Genomic DNA, 24,479 nt, shown 5'->3' with positions numbered 1-24,479 from the left:
AACAATCGGTTGGGTAAAAACCTACGAAGGATTGCCTCACACTACCTGTAAGTCAATCACTATTTCACGTACCGCCGACAGTTGGTTTATTGCTTTTGCCTACGAACAGGAGCATGAACCAACTGTAAAGCAACACGATGTCGTGGGTGTTGACCTAGGAGTTAAAGAGTTGGCAACCCTTTCGACGGGAGTTGTTTTCCCTAACCCAAAGCATTACAAAACGCATCTCAGTAAGTTGCGTAGACTGTCAAAGGAATTATCGAGAAAGACGAAAGGCTCTAGCAATAGATTTAAGGCGAAACAAAGGTTAGCAAAACATCATGCTAAAGTAGCGAATCTCAGAAAAAATACTCTCCATCAAATTACTACTTACTTAGGCAAAAACCACGCAACGATAGTAGTAGAAGATTTAAATGTTTCTGGGTTACTGTCTAATCACAAGCTAGCTCAAGTCATCGCGGATTGTGGATTCTATGAATTCAAACGTCAACTGGAATACAAAGCTAAAAAGTTTGGCTGTGAAGTAATCATTGCTGATCGCTGGTTTCCTTCGAGTAAAACTTGTTCAAACTGCGGACATATTCAAGATATGCCACGGGCAGAAAGGACTTACAACTGTGGAAATTGCGGTCATTCGATGGACAGGGATTTGAACGCAGCAATTAATTTATCGCGCTTGGCTTTCATCGTGAAAGCTTACCGAGGGATAACCGCTCCCATGCTCCCGATGAACTAAGAAGCAAATGTCTAGACTTGTCTAGGATTTGTATAGCAGCAAGTCTATTATTTAAAATTCAACCACAGGCGAGGTGTTTGGGCCCTTACCTAAGGCTTTGCCCAATTGTTATACCATTTTCACAAAATAATGCAACTCTAGGGAAGCTCCAAACCGTTATGTAATAAGCTATTCCCAATCGAAAATCAAAAATCGAAAATGGTATTACCCGTCCTCCGATCACCTGCAATTAACTATGCCCTTTTATCACCCGCCCTTTTACTCCTCAGCCTTAGAACAAGCGATCGACCGCTACCCCCTAACTGCCGGGCCAGAAACTTCCTTAGCAGTGGCGATCGCCCTGATGAGTCAGTTGCAAAACAGTTGTCCCCTAGTCAAAGGGCCTTTACCCTCAGACAAGGGGGCGATGACCGAATCATCACCGCCGGACAAGGTGCGGGCCCGCTGCGTCCTCGTCGTGCAGAACCAGCAGACTATCACCACAGGCAACTTATCCGAAAACCCCAGTCGCGGGCTGTTAATCGGCATATTAACCCCCGCCGACTTAGTGAGGCTGATTGCTTCTGGCAAAATAAACAGCCTGCAAAAAGTAGCCCTCCACAAAATACCAATTGCCGAAGTCATGTCCCCCGTGTCGGTTTCCCTCACAGAATCCGACGATCAAGACGTGTTTACCGCTTTATCGTTATTTCGCCAGCACCGAATTCGCTATTTGCCTATTGTCAATCAATTCCGGCACTTGGTAGGAGTGCTGACGCGGGAAAGAATTCGCCAAGTATTGCAACCTTCCAACATTCTCAAATTGCGGCGGGTAGCAGAATTGATGACTACGCCAATTACAGCGCCCCACACCGCCTCGCTGCTGAGCATCAGCGAACTGATGTCCGAGCATCAAGTCAGTTGCGTAGTCATTACCAAAAACAAAGAATTAACAATGGAGAAGCCCAAAGAGGACTCTACCTCCGTTTTTCACTATTCCTTTCACCAACCTTTGGGAATTGTTACCGAATACGACATCGTGCAAGCACAGTATCTCGAACTAAATTTCGAGCAAACTCCAGCTCAAAAAGTCATGAGAACTCCCCTGCAATTTCTGGAACCTTCCGATTCCCTGTGGACGGCGCACAAACAAATGCAGCAGCAACAAGTGCAGCGGTTGGTCGTGTGCGGCGGGCGCGGAGAACTGCTGGGAATTATTACTCAAACCAGCTTGCTCAGAGTTCTCGATCCGACCGAAATGTACCGAGTTGTCAAACAGTTGCAGCAGTCGGTTTATCAACTGCAATCGGAAAAATTGGAACTGCTGCAAAGCCGCAATGCTAAATTGGAACAGCAGGTGCGCGAACGGACTGCCAAACTCCACGAACAGGTGCAGCGCGATCGGCTGTTAACTCAAATTTCCTTCCGGATTCACCAATCCTTAAACCTCGAAGAAATTCTCAACGCCAGCGTCGATGAAGTCCGGCAAGTTTTGCAAGCCGACAGAGTAGCGATCGTGCGTTGGGAGTCGAGCAATTTTGGCATTTTTGTGGCAGAATCCGTTGCCCCCAAGTGGTCTTCTATCTTGGGAGAAATCATGCCAGACAATATTTGGCAGGAAGCTGCATTTGCGATCGAACAGGAGATCTATGCCGTCTCAGACATCGACAAAGCTAGTTTGAGTGCCGAAAAATATGCGCGGTTGCAGCAAGCGCAAATCAAATCTTATTTAATTGTACCAATTTTGCAAGACGGCAATTTGTGGGGGATGATGTGGGTTCATCAGTGTTCCAAATCCCGGAAGTGGCAGGCTTCGGAATTGGATTTGCTGCTGCAACTGGCAACTCAAATCGCGATCGCCATTCAGCAAGCCCAACTCTACCAGCAAGTACAAAATCTCAATGCCGACCTCGAACGCCAAGTCCAAGAACGCACCACCCAATTGCAACAAAAAGTGCAGGAACTCCAGCATTTAAACGTTCTAAAAGATGAATTTCTCAGCACGGTTTCTCACGAATTGCGGACGCCTTTATCTAATATGAAAATGGCTATTCATATGCTGAGAATTTCTCCCACCCCAGACCGACGCCAGATTTATTTAGAAATTTTAGAAACAGAATGTACTAGAGAAACCGATTTGATTAATGCTTTGCTCGATTTGCAGCGGCTCGAAGCAGCAACTTGTCCGATTGACCTCGAACCAGTAAACTTAGATGTGTGGCTGCCTACGATTATCGACCCGTTTTACACGCGAGCCCAGAACCGCCACCAGCATTTGCGAGTAGAGTGCGATCGCCACCTCCCCACGATCAGTTCCAACCGCGCTAGTTTGGGACGGATTTTAGCAGAACTCCTCAACAATGCCTGCAAGTATACTGCCAATGAGGGCGAAATCTCTTTGAAAGTTGAGTGCAAAAAGGGAGACGGGGAAAAAGCAGAAAGCGGGAAAAATTCCGCACAAGCAAGTGTTAGGGCTTCGGAAATTCAATTTACATTCAGCAATCAATCTTCCATTGCGATCGAAGAATTGCCTCGAATTTTCGATAAATTTTATCGAGTTCCCAATGCCGATCCCTGGAAACAAGGAGGTACAGGTTTGGGTTTAGCTTTGGTTCAAAAACTTGTGGAACAGTTACAGGGAAAAATTGAGGTTGAAAGCAGCAAGGGCTGGACTAATTTTACTGTCACATTTCCCACCAAGCCAGATGCGAATTAGTCCGCTACCAGCCGATTTTAGATTTGAGATTGACTTGCAGCGCAGAGAATCTGGGAACTTGAACAGGAGTGTAAAATTTTGGGGTGGGTCATCTTTTTTACTCTTATACCAACGGTCAACTGTCAACGGTCAACTGTCAACTGTCAACTGTCAACTGTCAACTGTCAACTGTCAACTGTCAACTGTCAACTGTCAACTGAATCTCATTCTTTTTTGGGAGCTAGTTTGTGGATGCCTGACGGTACTGGTGCCAAATTCAAATATTCATGTTTATCTTCCACAAGTGATGATGATTTAGATATTTGATACTTCTTGCCTTTGGTAGGATTATTAGCCACGGTGCCCAAGCAGGGTATGCCAAAATTTTCTAATTGACTGAAAACTGTTTTGACTACAGAAGACTTCACCTGGCGAACTGATACAACCATCAGTATTCCATCTGTGCGCGCTGCTAAAAAATTCGTATCTTTACTGTCAACCAGCGGTGGCGTATCATAGATAACTAAGTCAAATGTTGCGTGCAGTTCTTCCATTAAATACTGCATTTGAGATGAGGCAAGCCGTCTGGCAGTACCGGGGACAGGAATACCGGCTGTTAATACAAACAGATTATCTGCTAGGTGCGATCGCTGGATAATTTCATCCGGTTCATTTTTATTTTCGAGCAAGTTGCTCAATCCATTGACATTAGGCAGTTCCAACAGCCTATGCAGGCTGGGTGAATGCAAGTTCGCGTCTACCAACAGCACTCGCTGACCCGCCAGCGCTGCCACGTGGGCTAGATTTAAAGCAACGGTAGATTTGCCTTCGCCAACTGTAGCCGAACCAACTACCAAAGAGCTAATCGTTCGATTTGAAGAAAGAAAGCGGATATTAGTATAAAGAGAGTCAAAAGCTTCTATAAATTCCGAAGCATTTTTATGATTCCCCTGTTTGCCTTCAAGATAAGCATAGGCATTAGCAATAGAAGGCGGAATTTTTTTAGCATTTTTGTCACGAGGAATTACTCCCAATAAAGGCGCATCAAACGCATCTTTAATGTCATCAGCACAGTAGAAAACATTGCGGATTTTTTCAATAAGAATAGCCGCTCCCAGACCGAACACGAGTCCTCCAAAAATTCCCATCACAAAGTTGTTTGTACTTTTCGATGCAACTGGAATAAATTTGCCTGATTTGATATCTTTGGGTATCTGGGGTTGAGAAATAATTTCCCAAGGTATTTGGCTTTGGGCTGCTTGGACGCGCAGAGTTTCCCGCTGAGTTAAAAGTTGCTGGCGGCTGGTGGAGGCTATGTCTAATTGCTGTTGCAGTTCGTTGTAGCGACGAGCTACAATCGGAAAATCTCTTAATTTTCGGGTCAACTCTTCTTTACTTTGGGCGATCGCCTGACTGCGAGCTTCTAAGACTTGAACTTGGTTCGCAGTATCCACCAATTGTTTGATCAAGCCTATGCGAATCGAGTTTTGAAAATTCTGAACTTTAGAATTGGCTTGAGAGCCTACCAAATTTTGCCCCAAAATGCGATCGGTTTGCTTGTTGAGCAAAGCTACTAAATTTGCCCGCTTGCGCTCTAAAGCTTCTACTATAGGGTTAGCAGATTTAAAACGAGCTGTTTCTACAGCAATCTGACCTTCTACTTCCTTAACCTTGGTCAGCAACTCTTTATATTGAGGTTCTTCACTTAAAGCTGAAGCCGCAATAGCTTCATTTGGTGTAAAATCTAATTGTTTTTGCAAGTTAGCGTACAGCATTCTCTGTTCCTGGAGTAGCCTTTGAGTTTCTAACTCTAAAGTTTCCATAGCGCGAACTTGCACGATCAATTGCGCGCCTTGTTCTTTAGGATCGGTAATTTTTTGCTGCTGCTGTATCATCTGTAACTCAGACTTCAGGTCATTTACGCGCTTGTTGAGTGCCGGAAGCTGGTTTTCAATAAAATTAACACCTTGACCAATGCGAGTCTTGCGTTCGTCAAGGCTGTACTTTAAATATTTCTTTTTAGTTTCTTCTAAAACGAACTGAACTAAGTCAGGCTCTTGCCCGAGGAAACGAACTTCCAAAATTTTAGTTTGCGTCAACTCATTTTCTCCGAGGCGCAACACGAGTAATCCTTTTTTAAGAAGTTCCTCGGTCATTTTTGGATATTTTTGTTGGACTTGTTTGGTAATAGCCGACAGCATCTGAGGACTCTGGAGAATTTGAAGCTGAGTTGGATAGTCCAAACTAAAAAATTCTCGATTAGGCACTCCACCCCCCTCACCGCGATTGGCGAGGGCAGATGCGTCGGTAAGTCTTGCCTCCGTTGTCACGGGTTCCACCAGTATCCGAAAATCGCCTTGATATGTTTTCTTGCCTCCCTTGACCTTATAATAAACTGCACCGCCTGCTAGGGCTACAATCGCAATGATGACTAGGGCTTGTCGTTGAAAAGTCCTGAACAAGGGCTTTAGATTCAATCCTTTCTGGGGTGCCCCGCTTAACTCTTCTCCCTCGTCAACGGGAAATTGCTGCACCTGTCTGCTCTGGTTGCTAATTGGTACGATATGAGCGTCATGTTCTTTTTCCATGTTGACCTCTTTCATATTGTTTTGGTAAAATCAGCTTGGTTCTGCGAGCCTTCTGGTTGATACTTTCACCCTTGACTTCAGGATATCACAGGAGATTCTGGGTTGGTTGGTTCTATTTCCTGCCAATAGTTCTCACTACTTTCACATAATATACAAAAATAACTAAATTCATATCTTGTGCCGGCTGCAAATGTTGTTTTACTAACTCAAGAGAGAGTTGTCTCCGACTGTATTTCTGGCGGCTGTGTTCTGCTTGTATTCCTGGTTTATCGGCGACTCTACCAAGTTTTTCTGGTATCCCTGACCTTCACCGCAGCTCGCGCCATAACTTTACCAAAATTTTACAATTTTACGCCACACGCGGGGGGCCGATCGCCCTGGTATTGCCTTGTCATCTCTGCCATTTTTGAGATCGCCACCAATAGCAGCACTACCTGTTAACTTACCCACGAACCGATCGGCTAAAAAGTTTTGCATTTTATACGTAGATATAATTAACACCATTGGGCCGATTTGTGGAACGACAACTAATCCAATCAATTTCCGACAAAAATCTGTCTTTATCTTTTAATTGTCAACTTTTTTAAGATCTGGATTGCTTTTTAAGTTTATATAATTAAACTGCGCTAACATTATATCACCCACGGATCTATATAATGGGCAAACGACATAAAAATTAATATTTTGTTAATACAAAGTCGATCGACATTTGGAAAAACTCAAGGCTTCTGGGTTTTGCTACCGGGCGGATGGCGCTGGGCGATGTGATGTTTTGTCGCTGAAACATGGGGTTTCTGGGCTTTTCCACTCTTGCTAAAACCATCGCTATGATTCGCCATCCTACTATGAGAGCTATATCAATATTAGCCGGAAACCCGCAACGGGGTGTTTTTTGGGATTAACCGATGAAAGAGGTTTATAACACGTTCTTCATTCAGTTGACAGTTGACTTGGGACAGCACTTGACAAAGGAAGGAAGAGGATTGGATTAATGAATAGTCGGATTTTAATTTCTCCATACAAGGGTTCCGGCTTTCAACCAATTCTTTCGGGTAAGAGGATACAAATAGTTGGCAAGCAATCCGATAATTGTTCTGGAATCTCAGCCGTATGAGCTTTTGACAAGTGTTATTTTGTGATACTCATTAGACTTGGATTGCATAAATATTCCCTTGATACAACAACCGCTCATTAACGCTGATTAGAGAGCGCACAAATGCAATTAAAGTCTATTGAATATTACAGATTATGTGCTTTCTTTTCTCGAAGTTTCAACAAAATCTCTGCGTGAACTTCGCGGGTAATCGGATAGAAATATGTAAGAATCATGCCGCAGATTAAAGCAATTGTGGGCAGTGGCCCGATCGCAACTCGAATCGCGAACAGGGCAGAATCGGGCTGTACAGGCGCAGCCTGTCCCTGAACAGTAGCGAGAAATCCAGCTTGTTCTAATGCTTGACCTACCAACCACAAGCCGATCGCCAAACCAATTTTTTGCAGCAACACCATAAACGAATAGAACACGCCTTCGCGTCTTTCGCCTGTTTGGAGTTCGTCGAGTTCAATCACATCCGGTATCATCGACCAAGGTACAAGATAAGCAGTAGAAACTCCCACACCAGCCATAACTGCTAACAGGTACATCTGGACGACTTGTCCGGGTTGTAGGAAAAACAGTCCGGCTTGGGCGATAATCCACAAACTCATGCCCATAAAATAAACAGCTTTTTTGCCATAGCGTTCGCTAACTCTACTCCAAACAAATAACATGGCGAGTGCGGTGCCTTGAACTGCGATCGCAGTTTGGGTAAAAGTTGCTGGCGGCAGATTCATCCAGTTGATGACAAAGTAAGGCAAAATCGAAGCAGTTAATTGCACTCCCAGCCAAGAACAGAGATAAATTCCAATTACGTACAAAAAAGGGCGATTGTTAAATGCAATCCGCAACTGTTCTCCTATCGGCAAAGAGGTTGAATTGTCTTCTACGGGATTGTCTTGCAATTGAGAGAGGACGTGTTTTCGGGTTCCGAAAAAGCACCAGTACAAAGGCAATACTGAAATTACTGTACAGATGGCGCCTAATATTAAGTATTTTTGGGTGTCATCTTTAACTAAGGCAAAGATAATTTGCGCGATAATTAATGACAAAATGCTGCCGCCGATCGAGAAAGTAAACCGGAAACTGTTAAGGCTAGTGCGTTCGTTGTAGTCTTGGGTTAATTCTGGGGTGAGGGCGGTGTAAGGCAGGTTGACGGCGGTGTAGGCTGTGTTAAACAATATGCCGATCGCCACATAGTACCAAAACAATATCGTAGGATCTTTGCTGGGAACAATCCACTGCAAAAAGAAGAAGATGCCGAAAGGAATTGCGCCGTAAACCATCCAAGGATAGCGGCGGCCCCAGGGGTGAGAGGTGCGATCGCTCAAAACCCCCACAATTGGGTCATTTACAGCATCCCAAACCTTGCCAATTAGCAAAATGTTACTAGCAGTCCCCGCAGCCAAGCCAGCCACGTTGGTAAAGAAAAACAGCAGGAAAAACACCAGAACATTCGCAGTAATTGCGGGGCCAAGGTCTCCCGCACCGTATGCTAACTTTGTGGAGAAACTGAGTTTTTTGGTTTCTGGGTTGTCGGCGGCCCTTTCAGGGGGGGAAGTGTTGGTCATAAACTTTTGTTTCGGGATTTTTGGGCGATGATTTCGGGATTTTTGGGCGATCGCAGTCTTTCCAATAGGAGTATAACTCGCGTTAAGCTGTAATACTAAGTTTTTTTTTGCGATCGGGACTTTTCTGAAGATTTCGTAATTGGTAATTGGTAATTGGTAATTGAATAGTAGAGGCAGGTTTTACCAACAATCTTTAATTCCCACCAACAATCGAACTAAACCCGCCCGCACCAAGCGACAGAAATTCGATCGCACATTTGAATGATTTGTGATTGGCAATTGAGAATTTGCCATTGATAATTGGACTTATGCACCTATAGCAATCCTTGAGTCCTGGACGCAACTGGAACTTTTATGGAACTATTTTTTGGGTCACTTGTTGCGTTTGAGCGCTTAAATATAAGAGCGCCCAAGCGCAACTACGTACCTTGATTTAATGTGACAGTGGCATCTAGGAATGACCTGGTTGAAAGTAATAAGTTGAAATCTTTGAATGTTGTGAATTATTCAATTGAAAATTCTAAATCTAAAATTACTAGGTTAGCAATCTAGATTTGACGGTAATGGCTCCCACACACCATAAAATAGCGTTAACCATCTCCGAACGCTGGATGTCCTCTTCAGCTAAAAAACTGGCAAACTCTTCATCAATATTCAGGTGGTCTGCAAAAGCATAAAGCACGCGTTTGTAATTTGTGGGCATGGGTGTTAATGTGACTTTTACTAAATTTAACAGCGCGTTCAAACAGTTAAGCATAATCCCTGATTCGTCAATATCTTCTGCATCGAGCAAGTACAGGGTTTCTGCAATGTCGCAAATAGCGTCTATTTGTGTGGGTGGTGTTCCCAGTTCGCTGACATCGATATCGCACAGTTTGAGAGCATTAATCGCTAGTTGTGGACGGGTAAAAAATACAAGTTGACCGCCAGCTACTAAAGGCGGTTCTTCTTCTCCACAGACAATGAGAGTATACAGATTAGGTACTTCGGTGTCGGGGTCGATGCGGAAACCTAACAGCCGCAGCAATTTTTCTTGATTGGGGTTGGCTGTTTGCAGTTTGGTTGCGAAAAGTTTTGATTGTGACATGATTTTTTAATTGCGATAAAATTAATGCTATTAAACCAGATTTCTAGGCAAAATCCGGGCTTGAGTGAGACACCTACAAATAAACTGGGTTCAAGAAGCCAGAGTGCACAAGTTGTGTGCTACAAATTTTGTTGGATGATGTCGCAGCATTCAGCGACGGTTGCTCTTTTTTCCATGGCTGCGACTAGGGCTTGGTAAGCGGATTGATGGCTTTCGATTAGGGTTTTTGCTCGCAGCGAGCCCCAGTTTTGTTTGAGTTGAATTTCGGAAACGGGACGGCGTAGTTGTGTTAAAATTGCGCTGATTTTTGTACGGTCTTCTGCTCCTCCTATGGCGTTGCCGTAAACAACTTTTTCGGCGACTATTCCGGCCATCCAGACGGTGCAGTATTGGTCTAAAAGTTGGACGGAAAGAGTGCCGTTTTCGAGTTGAGATGCTAGTTGTTGGTCTGCAAATCGGACGCCGCCTTGGGCTGTTTGACCTTGTTTGAATGCTTCAAGAGCGTTGAGGGCGTAGCTGGTTACGGGAATTCCCAACAGGTGGGCGACGAGGAAGTGTCCGGCTTCGTGGTGGAGGATACGATCGCGCTTTTCTTTAGAACTTCCCCCCAGCAAATCTACTAATATTGTACCGCCTTGACCTTGCCACTGGAAACTGTCGAGGGTGGCTAGCCCCAACAGGCAAAAGGTGGCGATCGCAGGTACGGCCTCTGGTAGGTTGAATAGGGGGCCCAATATTATCGAAACGGTGATGGCGAAGATAGAAATAGCGATAATATTCAAAGAAGTGTCTTTCATTATTGGGAATTGGTAATGGGGAATTGGTAATGGGGAATTGGTAATGGGGAATTGGTTATTTGTGATTAGACCAACAACTAGCAACTAACAACTGACTACGGACTAATGTTTAGTTTCGTAGTGTATATCGCACATTTGACCAAAATCTACACAAGCCAGATCGCGAGGGCCCGCGCGATCTGGCCCGGACGTTAGCTTAAAATGCCATCTTCCAGTTTGACTGAAAATTGTCGATCCCAAGCCGCCTACATTAAAAAGATATTAAAATAAATCAAAGTCAAGTAAAAGTGTTAGTGGAATCCTTCATGTCAGTTTTGGCAGCGATCGCAGTTTTAGGTATCTTGATTGTCGTTCACGAACTCGGCCACTTCCTGGCGGCGAGACTTCAACACATTCACGTCAACCGCTTCTCCATCGGTTTCGGGCCCATTTTGTGGAAGTACCAAGGCCCGGAAACTGAATATGCCCTCCGCGCCTTTCCCCTGGGAGGTTTCGTGGGTTTCCCGGATGACGATCCAGACAGCACTATTCCCCCCAATGACCCGAATTTGCTGCGGAACCGCCCTGTGATCGATCGGGCGATCGTCATTAGTGCAGGAGTAATTGCCAACTTAATTTTTGCTTACTTCCTGCTGGTGGTGCAATTAACCACGGTTGGCGCTGCATCTATGAACTACCTACCGGGAGTTAAAGTCCCGGAAGTCGCTGCGGAAGTTAGTTCGGCGGCCTTCCAAGCGGGAATTCGATCGGGCGACATTGTTCTGTCCGTTGATGGCAAGGAATTGGGCGCGAACCGCGAATCAATCAAATCTTTAGTCTCAGCCATCCAAGATCATCCCAATCAACCCCTGGCCCTAGAAATTCAGCGCGAAGAACAAAAATTTGTGGTGACAGTTACTCCCGAATTGTCCCCCGACGGTAAAGGTAAGATTGGCGTGCAGCTAACTTCTAACGGTACCGTCGTGCGGGAACGGGCAGGAATTGTAGAGGCATTTAGCAAGGCTGCAACTGAGTTTGAGCGAATTGTAGTGCTGACGTTTCAAGGTTTCGGGCAGTTACTTAGCAATTTCAGTCAGACTGCTGAAAAGTTGTCCGGGCCTGTGGCAATTGTAGCCATTGGTGCAGGAATTGCGCGATCGGATGCTGCGAATTTGTTTCAGTTTGCGGTATTAATTAGTATAAATTTGGCTGTGATTAATATCTTGCCTTTGCCTGCTTTAGATGGCGGTCAACTAGCTTTTCTGTTAATAGAAGGACTGCGGGGCAAGCCTCTGCCAAACCGCATTCAAGAAAATGTGATGCAGACTGGTTTGGTGCTGTTGTTGGGTTTGGGAATTTTCTTGATTGTTCGCGATACTGCTAATTTGGCAGGCTTTGATTTGATGCGAACTCTCCGACAACAGTAGTCAGTTGGTAGTTGTCAATTGGCAGTTGACAGTTGACAGTTGACAGTTGTTCGTTGTCAGCAGTCATAGTGCTGTCCCCGCTCGCGAACAGCAGTCAGCAGCCATTAGTTATTACATAGCTGATGACTGCTGACTAATATACAGCCTTTCTCAAAAAAGTGAGGTATGCCCGCTAATCTTATGCCCTATGCCCCATGCCCTATGCCCCATGCCCATGCGTACCTCATCTTTCTGAGAAAGGCTATAAATTAACCAGTAAAATTGGAGAAATAGCAATGGTCACACAACTGCAATCTCCCGAAAAAGCAAAGATTATCTATCCAGATGATAACGGCGAACCAATGTCAGATAATACCGAACAGTTTAGATTGATCGTGTGGATCAAAGAAAATTTAGAACTGTTATTTGCCAGCATGGCTGATGTTTTTGTAGCGGGAAACTTACTGTGGTATCCAGTAGAAGGAAATAACAAGATTTCTCAAGCGCCAGATGCGATGGTAGTCTTCGGAAGACCGAAAGGTTATCGAGGCTCCTACCAACAATGGCATGAAGAGAACATTGTGCCGCAAGTGGCGTTTGAAATTTGGTCGCCGGGAAATCGGCTGACTCCGATGCTCCAAAAACTGAGATTTTACGAACAGTACGGCGTAGAAGAATATTATCTGTACGATCCGGCGAATGTGGATTTAACTATATGGCAGCGCCGAGAAGAACGGTTAGAACCAATCGAAGAAGTAAACGGCTGGGTAAGTCCAAGAATGGGAGTGCGGTTTCAACTATCAGAAACTGAACTACAAATATTCAGCCCTGATGGAACACCGTTTGTGAGTTTTGTGGAACTCGCTCAACTTCGAGAACAAGCAGAATTAAGGGCCGAACAAGAACGGCAAAGGGCTGAACAAGAACGGCAAAGGGCCGAACAAGAACGGCAAAGGGCCGAACAGGCAGAAGTTTTGCTGGAGCAAGAACGATCGCGCTCGCAAGCTTTAGAAGCTCGGCTCCGAGACATGGGAATTGACCTCAATCAGTTGTAAATGACTAAGATTAAATTGGGAGTATCTCAGTTTTGATTTTATAGTGCTGTCCCCGCTCGCGATCGCGACTCGCGAGCGGGGACAGCACTGTATAATTCCGATGTCACCGGCAAGAATATAACTAATGACTGATGACTGATGACCAATGACTGATGACCAATGACTGATGACTAAAAAGTTAAGTTTAAAACAAAAATCGCTCGAAATTCTGATTCGCCTCAAACGGCTGTATCCAGAAGCCCCTTGCACTCTCAACTACGAAACTCCCGTGCAGTTGATGGTGGCGACGATTCTGGCGGCTCAGTGTACGGATGAGCGCGTAAATCTGGTAACGCCGGCTTTGTTTGAGCGTTTCCCGGATGCGGAGGCTTTGGCAAATGCTGATTTGGATGAATTGGAGCGTCTGGTGCGATCGACTGGTTTTTACCGGAATAAGTCTAAAAATATTAAAGCTGCTTGTTGGGCGATCGTCAATAAATTCAACAATCAAGTGCCGCAGCAAATGGAACTGCTGCTAGAATTGCCCGGAGTTGCCCGCAAAACCGCTAATGTCGTCCTCGCCCACGCTTTTGATATTCATCAGGGCGTGACGGTAGACACTCACGTCAAGCGTTTGAGTCAGCGGTTGGGATTGACTGAACACGCCGATCCAATTCGGATCGAGCGGGATTTGATGCTATTGTTGCCGCAGCCGGATTGGGAAAATTGGTCAATTCGGTTGGTGTATCACGGTCGAGCAGTTTGTAATGCGAGAAAGCCGATTTGCCATATTTGTGAACTTGCAGATTTGTGCCCTTCTGCTAATAGTTAGATGTTTTATTAATTTCAGGGACAGGCAAGATTCCTGTCCCACAAAACAACAGAAATGATTGTGAAATAGTCATCTTGCCTGTTGCAAAACAACAGAAATAATTGTGGAACAGGCATCTTGCCTGTTGCAAAAAAGCTTAAATAATTGTGGAAAAGGCATCTTACCTGTTGCAAAAATCTTGTCAACAAAAAAAGTAATTAAAATAAAAATGATCTAAAACCACCAAAATATAGTAAAATAGTAGATTGTGATTTATCTAAGGATATCAACAGATTATGGCTAAAAAGAGCATGGTCGAGCGCGAGAAAAAGCGCCAAAGACTCGTAGACAAGTACGCTGACAAGCGCGAAGACCTGAAAGATCAGTTCGACCAAGCAGCGAACCAGATGGACAAAATGGCGATTCACCGCCAACTGCAACAGCTACCCCGCGGCAGTTCGCGGACTCGCTTGCGGAACCGCTGCTGGGCTACAGGTCGCCCCAGGGGTTACTACCGCGATTTCGGACTGTCTCGGAACATGATGCGAGAAATGGCTCACGAAGGTCTTTTGCCCGGTGTTGTGAAGTCTAGCTGGTAGAAGTCAGTTGACAGTTGACAGTTGACAGTTGACAGTTAATATTTGTTAGTTGTCATTAGTCTGAAGGAAGAAGGAAAAAGGAAGAAGGAAGAAGGAAAAAAACTTATAAATAATCTGCAAGATTATGTTTGGGGTTTATTTTTGTTTCAGATTTCAGCTCAAACTTCCTTCTTGCTTTGTCCTTCTTGCTTCTTCCTACTTCTTCCTTTAGACATCCGTTACATCGGTTACAAAATCCGTTGCCGAACCTTCTTGCTTCATTGGCCGCAGCATTTATCGATACCGAGACTTTCGAGTAATAAGTCGCTGACGGCATTGGCGATCGCAAATTCGCCGTAAAAGCTTTTAGAAAAATCATAGGCCTGCATTTCGGTGACGATCGCAATTACGAGGCTGCCCAAATCGTTTTCGCCTTCCATGCGCTGGCGGAGGTAGATTTGGGCTGCTCTTTTAGCTATTTGCTGGTTGGCTGCTTCTGGGATAAACTCGGAGTCTAGCCATGCCAGCAGCGTTTCTTGGAGCCATTGGCCTTCTTGCTCGGGGTTTTGGGCGGGCGGCAAGGTAATAGGTTGGATGGTTTCAGACATGATTATTCGTAATTGCTAATGTTGACTTTGAAAAGTTAGCGGCAAACATGACAACTGATAAATTTATGCAATATGATATACCGTCAATTATACAGGGATACGCGCAAGGCTACTTCTTGATGGCGAATGACGGCGAGGAGAGTTTGGGGTGGTATTCGAGCCGCCAGCGGGCGCTGATACCCCTGGATGAGAGATTTACCTATCCGCGATCGCTCCGCCGGGCATTGAATCAAGAACGGTTTTCGGTGGCTGTAAACCGCGATTTTGGGGCGGTGGTTGAGGGTTGTGCCGATCGAGAAACGACGTGGATTTCTAAGGAACTCAAGCAGATTTACTGGGGATTGTATGAGGCTGGTTGGGCGTACAGCTTCGAGACTTGGTGCGGCGACGAATTGGCGGGCGGTATTTTGGGATTGTCTATAGGTGGCGCGTTTATCGGGGAATCGATGTTTTACCGGATTCCCGAGGGTTCTAAGGTGGCGATGGTGAAGTTGGTGGAGAGATTGCGCGATCGATCTTATCTACTATTCGACGCTCAAATGAACAATCCCCACTTGGAAAGATTCGGAGCTTATACTGTTAAGGAAAAACTCTATAACACGATTTTACAACAAGCCTTAAAGCGCCGCTGCTCCCTCTTTTGAATCTTCTATCTTGAGGAACTTAGGCTTTGGCTAATTCCTCACCCGATATCCCTGCTTCCAACAATAGTATAATTAAGCTGAGATACTTCTCGGAGACAACCACAATGCAAGTCACAACCGAAGAAATTATTTATCCATCCAGCGACGGTCAACCAATGGCAGAAAGTACAATTCAATACAAATTAATTGTCACAATCAAAGAAGGTTGCGAATCGCTGTTTGAAGATGACCCCAACGTGTTTGTAGCAGCAGATTTACTCTGGTATCCGGTTGAAGGTAGACCAGATATTTCTCAAGCACCAGATACGATGGTGATATTTGGCCGACCAAAAGGCGATCGACTTTCCTACATACAATCTCGCGAAGACAATATTGCTCCCCAAGTCGTCTTTGAGATTCGCTCCCACAACGACAGCCAAACTAAAATGAATAAAAAATTTTCATTTTACCAGCGTTATGGAGTTGACGAGTATTACGTTTACGATCCGCAAACAAATGAGCTGGAAGGTTGGCAAAGACTTGAAGGAATCTTAGAACCAATTGAACCAATGGAGGGATGGACAAGTCCCAGACTGGGAGTGCGATTTGAGTTGCCAGAAGAAGGTTTGGAAATCTATCGCCCTGATGGAGAAAGATTTCTTTCCTATTCCGAAATAAATGCACAGCGGCTATTAGAGCGACGGCGCGCAGAACAAGAATTTCAGCGTGCAGAACAAGAATTTCAGCGTGCAGAACAAGAATTTCAGCGTGCCGAACAAGAAGCTCTCAAGGCTCAACAAGCAGCTCAAAGGTCTCAACTTTTAGCTGCAAAACTGCGGGAATTGAACATCGATCCTGATAGCATCTAAGCAGGAATAAATGCTAAGAAAGCAGATTTATCAAATAAATCTGCTTTCTGGCAATTGCAGTTATTTATGCTTTTAGGACTTACGCATTTATGACCAAAGAAACCGGGTTTTTTGCGGTTTTATCGACTGTAACGAACTATTTTCGTAAAAACCCGGTTTCTGAACACCCATTTCCGACCCAAGAAACCGGGTTTTTTGGGGTTTTATCGACTGTAACCAAGTATTCTCGTAAAAACCCGGTTTCTGACCACCCGTACATAAGTCTGATTCTTTTAACCTAGAAATCGCCCCCAACTCAAAATTCATATACTACAATATATAATACAGATATTAGAGCCAAAATCCTTGGGGGTGCAAAAGAATCCTAATCGCGGCCCCATGAATGTGCAAAAATACTGAAGCCAACTTTATTAAACTCTGCACGGAGCAATTACTGTGGACTCCAGATACAACCCCCAATCCATAGAAGAAAAATGGCAACAGACATGGGCTGAGCAAAACTTAGACCAAATGCCAGAAGATACCGAAAAGCCTAAATTTTATGCCTTATCCATGTTTCCCTACCCGTCGGGAAGCCTGCACATGGGGCACGTCCGCAACTACACAATCATCGATGTAATTGCCAGACTCAAGCGGATGCAAGGCTATCGCGTACTCAATCCCATGGGATGGGACGCTTTTGGTTTGCCGGCAGAAAATGCGGCCATCGAGCGCGGAATTCCCCCCGCAGAATGGACATATCAAAACATTTCCCAGATGAAAGGCTTGTTTCGCCGCCTGGGTATTTCTTTCGACTGGACAAAAGAAGTTACAACCTGTTCTCCCGATTATTATCGGTGGACTCAGTGGCTGTTTTTGCAATTTTTAGAAGCAGGATTAGCATATCAGAAAGAAGCCGCAGTTAATTGGGATCCGATCGACCAAACCGTCTTAGCCAACGAACAAGTAGACAACGAAGGTCGTTCCTGGCGTTCCGGTGCCAAAGTCGAGCGCAAATTATTACGGCAATGGTTCCTCAAAATTACCGATTACGCCGAACAGTTATTAAACGACTTAGATAAATTGCCAGATTGGCCCGAAAGAGTCAAATTAATGCAAGCCAACTGGATTGGTAAATCTGTCGGCGCTTACTTAGAATTTCCCATTGTCGGCATGGATGAAAAAGTCGCCGTTTTTACCACTCGTCCCGATACAATTTATGGCGTGAGTTATGTTGTTTTAGCGCCGGAACATCCGTTAACTCAGCTAGTGACCACGGCAGACCAAAAAGCCGCTGTTGATACGTTCATCAAAGAAGTTGCATTGCAAAGTGAAATGGATCGCACGGCTGATGACAAACCAAAGCGCGGTATCCCCACAGGCGGCAAAGTAATCAACCCTTTCAACGATGAAGAAATTCCGATTTGGATTGCGGATTACGTGTTGTACGAATACGGCACCGGCGCAGTCATGGGAGTACCCGCCCACGACACGCGAGATTTCAAGTTTGCCAATCAATATGAACTACCGATTAAAGTAGTAATTGTGGATGATGATGAAGTTCCGCTGACGGAAGCTTACACCGAACCAGGAATTATGATTAATTCCGAAAGCTTCAACGGGATGGATTCAATTAAAGGCAAAGCCGCCATTATTCAAGCTGCCGTAAATTCAGGTTGTGGCAAAGCGCGAGTGCAATATCGCTTGAGAGATTGGTTGATTTCTAGACAGCGTTATTGGGGCGCTCCGATTCCGGTAATTCACTGTCCAAAGTGCGGAACAGTCCCCGTCCCTCAATCAGATTTACCTGTATTGTTGCCGGAAAATGTACAATTTACTGGCAAAGGTTCGCCCTTGGCAAAGATGCCGGAATGGGTAAACGTTCCTTGTCCGAGTTGTGGCACTCCGGCGCAGCGCGAAACGGATACGATGGATACTTTTATGGATTCATCGTGGTATTTTTTGCGCTATCCTGATGCTCAAAATCAAGAGCAAGTCTTTGATTCTGCGAAAACCAATGATTGGATGCCGGTAGATCAATATGTCGGCGGTATCGAGCACGCAATCCTGCATTTGCTGTATTCGCGGTTCTTTACGAAGGTTTTGCGCGATCGGGGTTTGATCGATTGCGACGAACCATTTAAGCGCTTGTTAACTCAAGGCATGGTGCAAGCAAAAGCCTACAAAAATCCTGTGACTGGCAAATATGTTGCTGCATCAGATGTAGACCCCGAAAATCCTAAAGATCCGCAAACTGGTGAAGTTTTGGAAGTCTTCTATGAGAAGATGTCCAAATCTAAATACAACGGTGTTGACCCCTTGGAAGTTATGGGGAAATATGGGGTTGATACGGCGCGGATGTTTATTTTATTCAAGGCGCCACCGGAGAAGGATTTGGAGTGGGATGACGCTGATGTGGAAGGACAATTCCGCTTTTTAAATCGGGTTTGGCGCGTGGTGACAGAGTTTGCTTCACCCCCCCCAGCCCCCCCTTGCCAAGGGGGGGAGAAAGAGTTGCTAAGTAAAGCTGAAAAGGATTTGCGGCGGGCGATTCACACGGCAATTAAGGAAGTGCGAGAAGATTTGGAGGGCGAGTATCAGTTTAATACTGCTGTTTCCGAAATGATGAAGTTGAACAATGCGCTGGCTGATGCTAAATGTAAGGATTCGCCCGTTTATGCCGAGGGAATTAACACTTTGATTTTGCTGTTAGCGCCTTTTTCGCCGCACATTGCTGATGAATTGTGGCATTTGATTGGTAACAGCGAATCAGTACATTTGCAAACTTGGCCTGTTGCAGATCCATCTGCTTTAGTTACTGATGAAATTACGCTGGTAATTCAAGTTATGGGTAAGACGCGCGGCACTATTCAAGTGCCTTCTGGTGCGGATAAAGCTGCTTTGGAAAATTACGCCCGCGAGTCGGATTTGGCGAAGCGCCACCTGGAGGGTAAGGAGATTAAAAAGGTAATTGTGGTTCCTGGAAAGTTGGTTAATTTCGTGGTAGCTTGAGTGTAAAAGTCTGTACTTGTCAGTCATATATCACTGCTACGCTACACAAATACAACCTAATCTCCTTTAAAGATTGACAGGGCAACTATTATTTACTATGAGAGTAGACAAGTTGCCCTTTTCTAACTAACTTTAAGGGAATTTTAGGATTGTTTAGCGGTTCGTTTCTGAGCCTCACTTTTTCTTCCCATTCTTTAAATTTAGGTTCCAGCATTTCAGGTGTAAGTTTATAAATCTCTTTGAGAGTTATGCCTTCATACAGTCCAATATACCAAGCTTCAACTCTGCGATATTTGTTAAGTATAATTTCATTTAAATGATGGTGAGTCGTGACCCCACCGCTTCTATTGAGGGCAATATTTATTGTTTTAAGTTCGTATTCTTTTCCTTCAGCGTCAATAGCATCGTTTCCTTCTCTTCCAGGCGATATCCGCAGCCCTAAAAGGATTAATAATTGTAAAGTCTTTCCCCCATTATCTTGAAAAATATCCGCAATACCATATTCACTAGCCAGATTTTGCAATTCTTGGATGCTTTTCATCGCATCTTCTAGCCGTTTAGCATCTGAGCTGCGTTCGTTTTCTGTAGTAATAGGCTCTTCAACCGGCTCCACTACCGAGGGAGAAACTGGCTCAGCTATCAGGGTATTCAGGATAGCCGTACTTTCACCGCTTTGGCTAAAGCTCAATAAATAACTAGCTGGTACGTCTAGAGCTTCAGCGAGATTCAGAATGACTTCAAAGGATGGCGATCTTTCACCCCGCTCCAATAAACTGATATAGTCAGTAGTCTTATCTGTGAGTTCGGCTAACTCCTCCTGTGTCATCCTTTTTTCTCGGCGCAACTGACTTACCTTTGCGGCAAACAGTTGTCTAGCTTCCTTGTAATTCATACCCTTCACTATTTGAAAAAAACGTACTCACAGTTCGATTTGTGAATATTACGAAGAATTTACATTTTAAAGAAGGTACTGAAAGTACGGATTAGATCGTACTTTCAGTACGAGTTAAGCTAGAATGACTATAAAATCGATCGCACTCTGTATTTTGTAACTTGCAATAATGTTCAATTAGATATGAGTAATATTTTGCCCGCCCCAGTTTATAGCACCAAGTACGGTCAAGCTTATCTGGGAGATTCTCTTCATCTCCTCAATTGTCTTGCTAGTAATTCTGTTGATTTGGTCATGACATCCCCTCCTTTTGCACTACAACGTAAAAAAAGTTATGGAAATGAAGACCAAGAATTATATGTTGACTGGTTACTGGGATTTGCACCGGAAATTAAAAGAGTTCTCAAGGATACGGGAAGTTTTGTGATAGACCTTGGCGGTGCTTATCAAAAAGGGATACCTGTAAGGTCGCTGTATAATTACCGCGTGCTTATTCGGTTATGTGACGAGTATGGATTTAAACTTGCTCAAGAGTTTTTCTGGTTTAATCCTTCAAAACTTCCATCTCCTATAGAGTGGGTGAATAAACGAAAAATTCGGGCAAAAGATTCTGTAAATCCTGTTTGGTGGCTTTCCAAAACTAATCAGCCTCAAGCAAATATTACTAAAGTTAAAGTAGAGTATTCTGAGAGAATGAAAAAACTCTTGAAAAATGCTGATGAATTTTATACTCCCAAGGAACGTCCTTCCGGTCATCAGATTAGTGATAAATTTGCCAAAGATAATGGAGGCGCTCTGCCATCTAATTTGCTAGAATATTCTAATGCCGATAGCAATTCTCAATACCTGCGCTTGTGCAAAGAGATTAATGTTAAGGTGCATCCGGCACGTTTCCCCAAAAAGTTACCGTCATTTTTTGTCAACTTTCTTACTGAACCGGGAGATTTAGTAGTAGATATTTTTTCTGGTTCTAATACGACTGGTCACGCAGCAGAAGAATTATCAAGAAAGTGGATTAGTTTTGAACTAGAAAAACAATATATTGCTGCCTCAACCTTGAGATTTTTACCTCAAGAATCCTTTGACAAAGCCGATGAAATATATAACAAGCTTTTGACAGAGGAACCATCGGGATTTATATTACCTCAGACTCTGCTACTGTTTGATATCAATAATTATTGTTGTTAATGTTGTTAAATCGCCGATTATTGAGTTTGCCGTAATGAATAAATTACCAAATAAATACATACATTTTTATAAGTGGCTATCGTCTTTGGTGAAATTTTGGACGATCGCCTACATCGTCTCTTGTATACTCTTGTTTAGTCTGCAAACTCGTCTGATTTTTAGTCCCACATCTGCGATCGCCAAAACACCCGATGCCTTTAAAATCCCCTACGAAGAGGTTTGGTTGCCAGTTAACGGGCGATCGCCCAAAACCGCAAAAACAGACAAAATTCACGGTTGGTGGCTGCCAACCGCCAATCCACAGCCACTAGGAACCCTATTGTACCTGCACGGCAAGGGCTTTAACATCGGTACGAATATCAATCAATCTTACCGCTTTCGGGAATTGGGTTTTTCTGTATTGCTGATGGATTATCGGGGTTACGGGCGCAGTCAAGGCAGTTTTCCCAGCGAAGCGCGGATATATGAAGATGCGGAAACAGCTTATAATTATTTAGTCAAACAGCGGCAATTGTCGCCTAGCGAAATCTTTTTGTACGGCCATTCACTCGGAGGTGCTGTTGCTGTAGAATTAGCAGTTACACATCCTAAAGTTGCGGGCTTAATTGTTCAAAGTTCTTTCACTTCCATGCTGGATATGGTAGAACGCCAAAGTTTGATGCGGCTGTTTCCGGTGCGGCTGCTGCTGACGCAAAAGTTTGATTCTTTGAACAAAGTTAAATTGCTGCGAATTCCGGTTTTGTTCGCCCACGGAAGTGCCGATCCTTTGATTCCTGCTGCGATGAGTGAAAAGTTGTATGCTGCTGCTGGTGAACCCAAGCAAATTTTGCTGGTTCCTAATGCTAAGCATAATAATGGAGATGCTTTTTTTAACAGCAGCGAATACCGCAAAACTGTTGTTGATTTTGCCGAAAAATCTAAAATTAGATGAATAAATAGGTTCGTAGTAAGGACTTTAGTCCTGTCTGCTTTGATGCGGACTAAAGTCCTCACTACGAACCTGATAATATTATTTCTATTTTATCTCCAACTTCTAGCTGTAAAACGGATTGAGCGCTGCCGCCGTTAACGGCAATTTCTAGCCAACCGTCAGAACCAATTATGGCTATTAAATCACCAGGCTTGCTGTCGCTGTACGTCTTACCGCTGGGGATGCGAATTAGATCGCAACTATTGCTAATTATCACTGACCAATTGTTACCTATAATGCAATTATTGGGGATATTGGTAATGAGATTGCCGAAGCGATCGACATATTGAACGCAACCTGTCGCACCTGTGGCTGTAACGGCGCAATTTGGTATCTCTAGCTGCACTAAACTTGCAGCGCGTACCTCCCTTCCCAACTCTTCCAACGGCACCCCATTCGCCAAATGAGCGCCCGCTGTTGCAAAAATATCGCGACCGTGAAACGTGCTGCTGGGTTGATTTGTACGCCAGTATTTGGGGTTGGTGAGTTCGACAGATGCGATCCTCTTCGAGGGCTTCGCTAACGCACTTTCGCGACTCAACACCCCGCTAAACAGCCCGTTATCCGGCCCGACAAGGAAGCAACTAGCACATTTCACCGCCACCGCGCGTCTCTTGCTACCCACACCCGGATCGACGACAGCAACGTGTACAGTTTCCGGCGGAAAATAAGCAAAAGCAGTCATCAAACAAAACCTCGCGGCCGCAATATTTTGGGAGGGTATTTGGTGCGTAATGTCAATCACTTTTAACTGCGGGTTGATTTGGGCGATCGCACCTTTCATCACTCCCACATAAACATCGCTCAATCCAAAATCCGTCAGCAGAGTTATAATTCTATTTTTAGACATATATCCAAAGGTAAGAATATGGTAGCGCAGTGGGAAAACTTTCTGCAAAACTTAGGAGAATGGCACGGTTCCTTCACTCAGCTATCAACGCGGGGAGAGATACTTCAAGATACTCCCAGCATTATTTCTCTTGAAGGACTCAACGACAACAAAACTGTGCGGTTGAAACTGCGCCGCTTTTCCCCAAATCCTAGCGGTGTCGGCGAACCGGAAGTCAGCGAACTGGTTCGAGAATATCAGAGTTTGGGACGAGATATCCTGTTTTTTGAGAATGGAGATTTTTGTCAGGGAACTATTCAACTAGCGCCTTATTCTGAGTCGGGTGCCGAGTTTGGTTTTATCTACAATTATCGCCGGTTGCGCTTCGTTCAGCTCTACAATACCGACGGCAATTTATCCCAACTTACCTTAATTCGCGAAAAGCAGCCCGATAAAAATGTCCCCGAACGTCCGCCTTTAACTGTTGGGGATTTGCTGGGAGAATGGGAGGGCGAGGCTGTGACGATGTATCCAGACTGGCGTTCACCCGATCGTTATTCTACCAAACTGCAATTGAATTTGCAAAATGGCGATCGGCTCATGCAAAAAATTACTTTTGGCAGTAATCCTAACCTTATCAGTTCTAGCGGCAGCATAGATGGTTCTGTGATTAATTTTAACGAAGGTGCAACACCCGTGCAGGTTTTGTTGCTTCCCGATGGAGGTTCTTGCACTTGTCCGGTGAAAATTGAATCCAGAAAACCTATATTTTTTGAGGCCGGTTGGTTGGTAGAACCTGACTTGCGGTTTCGGATGATTCGCAGTTACAATGATAAGGGTGAATGGGTAAGTTTGACTTTAGTTACTGAACGCAAAGTTAGTCATTAATTCCGTAGGGTCTGGTTAACCAACAATCTTTAATTCCCACAGACAATCTACAAAAACCCGCCTAACCAAACCAGTAAATTCTGATTGCATAAAAGGTTGATTCGGTATCTGGGATGGGTGGGGGCGGGTTTTTTAATTCCGCGATTTGATGAGATGAATTTCGGCGAACCCGCCCCTTGTATCTTAAAAGAGTCAGTCAGTCGATCGCCACGTCATTGATTCAATCATACCGATAATCAGGCGATCGTACAGACTTTCAGTCGA

Annotated in this window: 20 protein-coding genes; 12 read left to right on the top strand and 8 right to left on the bottom strand. The window is 44.5% G+C overall.

Annotated elements, in window-relative coordinates; genetic code table 11:
• Both JGK07_RS24085 and JGK07_RS24080 read left to right on the top strand, forming a co-directional pair.
• Nucleotides 1-736, top strand: a 736-nt coding sequence (locus JGK07_RS24085; protein ID WP_293225722.1) for an RNA-guided endonuclease TnpB family protein, incomplete at its 5' end; no start/stop codon positions are given.
• Between the two features lie 235 nt (nucleotides 737-971).
• Nucleotides 972-3,431, top strand: coding sequence for a CBS domain-containing protein (locus JGK07_RS24080; RefSeq protein WP_293193037.1), 2,460 nt, complete (start codon nucleotides 972-974; stop codon nucleotides 3,429-3,431).
• A gap of 203 nt (nucleotides 3,432-3,634) precedes the next feature.
• Here JGK07_RS24080 and JGK07_RS24075 read toward each other — a convergent pair whose 3' ends face one another.
• From JGK07_RS24075 to JGK07_RS24055, 5 genes are all read right to left on the bottom strand, one after another.
• Nucleotides 3,635-6,013, bottom strand: a complete 2,379-nt coding sequence (locus tag JGK07_RS24075; RefSeq protein WP_293193035.1) for a tyrosine-protein kinase domain-containing protein — start codon at nucleotides 6,011-6,013, stop codon at nucleotides 3,635-3,637.
• Between the two features lie 315 nt (nucleotides 6,014-6,328).
• Nucleotides 6,329-6,475 (bottom strand): hypothetical protein, encoded by a 147-nt coding sequence (locus tag JGK07_RS24070; protein ID WP_293175215.1) that lies wholly within the window; start codon nucleotides 6,473-6,475, stop codon nucleotides 6,329-6,331.
• Between the two features lie 762 nt (nucleotides 6,476-7,237).
• The gene (locus JGK07_RS24065; protein ID WP_293175217.1) at nucleotides 7,238-8,665 is read right to left on the bottom strand and encodes an MFS transporter; all 1,428 of its coding nucleotides are present in this window, start codon (nucleotides 8,663-8,665) and stop codon (nucleotides 7,238-7,240) included.
• A 535-nt stretch (nucleotides 8,666-9,200) separates the two neighbouring features.
• Nucleotides 9,201-9,752, bottom strand: a complete 552-nt coding sequence (locus JGK07_RS24060) for a hypothetical protein (RefSeq protein ID WP_293142754.1) — start codon at nucleotides 9,750-9,752, stop codon at nucleotides 9,201-9,203.
• Between the two features lie 119 nt (nucleotides 9,753-9,871).
• The gene (locus JGK07_RS24055) at nucleotides 9,872-10,549 is read right to left on the bottom strand and encodes an ATP-dependent Zn protease (RefSeq protein ID WP_293175219.1); all 678 of its coding nucleotides are present in this window, start codon (nucleotides 10,547-10,549) and stop codon (nucleotides 9,872-9,874) included.
• 305 nt (nucleotides 10,550-10,854) lie between these two features.
• Here JGK07_RS24055 and rseP point away from each other — a divergent pair, with 305 nt between their 5' ends.
• The 4 genes from rseP (at nucleotide 10,855) to rpsN (ending at nucleotide 14,378) form a co-directional block, all read left to right on the top strand.
• Nucleotides 10,855-11,955 (top strand): RIP metalloprotease RseP, encoded by a 1,101-nt coding sequence (gene rseP / locus JGK07_RS24050; protein WP_293175221.1) that lies wholly within the window; start codon nucleotides 10,855-10,857, stop codon nucleotides 11,953-11,955.
• A gap of 275 nt (nucleotides 11,956-12,230) precedes the next feature.
• Nucleotides 12,231-12,989 (top strand): Uma2 family endonuclease, encoded by a 759-nt coding sequence (locus JGK07_RS24045; RefSeq protein ID WP_293175223.1) that lies wholly within the window; start codon nucleotides 12,231-12,233, stop codon nucleotides 12,987-12,989.
• 166 nt (nucleotides 12,990-13,155) lie between these two features.
• Entirely contained in the window at nucleotides 13,156-13,800 is a 645-nt protein-coding gene (gene nth / locus JGK07_RS24040) for an endonuclease III (protein ID WP_293175225.1), read from the top strand.
• 275 nt (nucleotides 13,801-14,075) lie between these two features.
• On the top strand, nucleotides 14,076-14,378 hold the full coding sequence (gene rpsN, locus JGK07_RS24035; RefSeq protein ID WP_265235916.1) for a 30S ribosomal protein S14: 303 nt from the start codon (nucleotides 14,076-14,078) through the stop codon (nucleotides 14,376-14,378).
• 257 nt (nucleotides 14,379-14,635) lie between these two features.
• On the opposite strand, the gene JGK07_RS24030 is transcribed toward rpsN, so the two are convergent.
• Nucleotides 14,636-14,965, bottom strand: a complete 330-nt coding sequence (locus JGK07_RS24030) for a hypothetical protein (RefSeq protein ID WP_293142731.1) — start codon at nucleotides 14,963-14,965, stop codon at nucleotides 14,636-14,638.
• A 65-nt stretch (nucleotides 14,966-15,030) separates the two neighbouring features.
• Between JGK07_RS24030 and aat the strand changes: the two genes are divergently transcribed.
• The 3 genes from aat to leuS all read left to right on the top strand — a co-directional run bounded on the left by aat (nucleotide 15,031) and on the right by leuS (nucleotide 19,448).
• Complete coding sequence (gene aat, locus JGK07_RS24025; protein WP_293175240.1) at nucleotides 15,031-15,609, top strand: leucyl/phenylalanyl-tRNA--protein transferase; 579 nt, start codon at nucleotides 15,031-15,033, stop codon at nucleotides 15,607-15,609.
• Between the two features lie 104 nt (nucleotides 15,610-15,713).
• Complete coding sequence (locus JGK07_RS24020; protein ID WP_293210599.1) at nucleotides 15,714-16,457, top strand: Uma2 family endonuclease; 744 nt, start codon at nucleotides 15,714-15,716, stop codon at nucleotides 16,455-16,457.
• A 435-nt stretch (nucleotides 16,458-16,892) separates the two neighbouring features.
• Nucleotides 16,893-19,448 carry a leucine--tRNA ligase gene (gene leuS, locus JGK07_RS24015; protein WP_293225720.1) on the top strand — a complete coding sequence of 852 codons (2,556 nt, stop codon included), beginning with the start codon at nucleotides 16,893-16,895 and terminating at the stop codon, nucleotides 19,446-19,448.
• 88 nt (nucleotides 19,449-19,536) lie between these two features.
• Here leuS and JGK07_RS24010 read toward each other — a convergent pair whose 3' ends face one another.
• On the bottom strand, nucleotides 19,537-20,340 hold the full coding sequence (locus tag JGK07_RS24010) for a helix-turn-helix domain-containing protein (RefSeq protein WP_293175231.1): 804 nt from the start codon (nucleotides 20,338-20,340) through the stop codon (nucleotides 19,537-19,539).
• A gap of 183 nt (nucleotides 20,341-20,523) precedes the next feature.
• On the opposite strand from JGK07_RS24010, the gene JGK07_RS24005 reads away from it, so the two are divergent.
• Both JGK07_RS24005 and JGK07_RS24000 read left to right on the top strand, forming a co-directional pair.
• The gene (locus JGK07_RS24005; RefSeq protein ID WP_293195963.1) at nucleotides 20,524-21,528 is read left to right on the top strand and encodes a site-specific DNA-methyltransferase; all 1,005 of its coding nucleotides are present in this window, start codon (nucleotides 20,524-20,526) and stop codon (nucleotides 21,526-21,528) included.
• A gap of 34 nt (nucleotides 21,529-21,562) precedes the next feature.
• On the top strand, nucleotides 21,563-22,459 hold the full coding sequence (locus tag JGK07_RS24000) for an alpha/beta fold hydrolase (protein ID WP_293225718.1): 897 nt from the start codon (nucleotides 21,563-21,565) through the stop codon (nucleotides 22,457-22,459).
• A gap of 61 nt (nucleotides 22,460-22,520) precedes the next feature.
• On the opposite strand, the gene JGK07_RS23995 is transcribed toward JGK07_RS24000, so the two are convergent.
• A complete protein-coding gene (locus tag JGK07_RS23995; protein WP_293195960.1) occupies nucleotides 22,521-23,348 on the bottom strand; it encodes an SAM-dependent chlorinase/fluorinase in 828 nt (275 codons plus the stop codon).
• A gap of 18 nt (nucleotides 23,349-23,366) precedes the next feature.
• Here JGK07_RS23995 and JGK07_RS23990 point away from each other — a divergent pair, with 18 nt between their 5' ends.
• Complete coding sequence (locus JGK07_RS23990) at nucleotides 23,367-24,215, top strand: DUF3598 family protein (protein WP_293175238.1); 849 nt, start codon at nucleotides 23,367-23,369, stop codon at nucleotides 24,213-24,215.
• The last annotated feature ends 264 nt before the right edge of the window (nucleotides 24,216-24,479 follow it).

It is taken from the genome of Microcoleus sp. PH2017_24_DOB_U_A (assembly GCF_020738205.1).
Classification (GTDB): Bacteria; Cyanobacteriota; Cyanobacteriia; order Cyanobacteriales; family Microcoleaceae; genus Microcoleus.
Note: the sequence above shows the minus strand (reverse complement) of the source record. Positions and strands in the feature narration are given on the sequence as shown.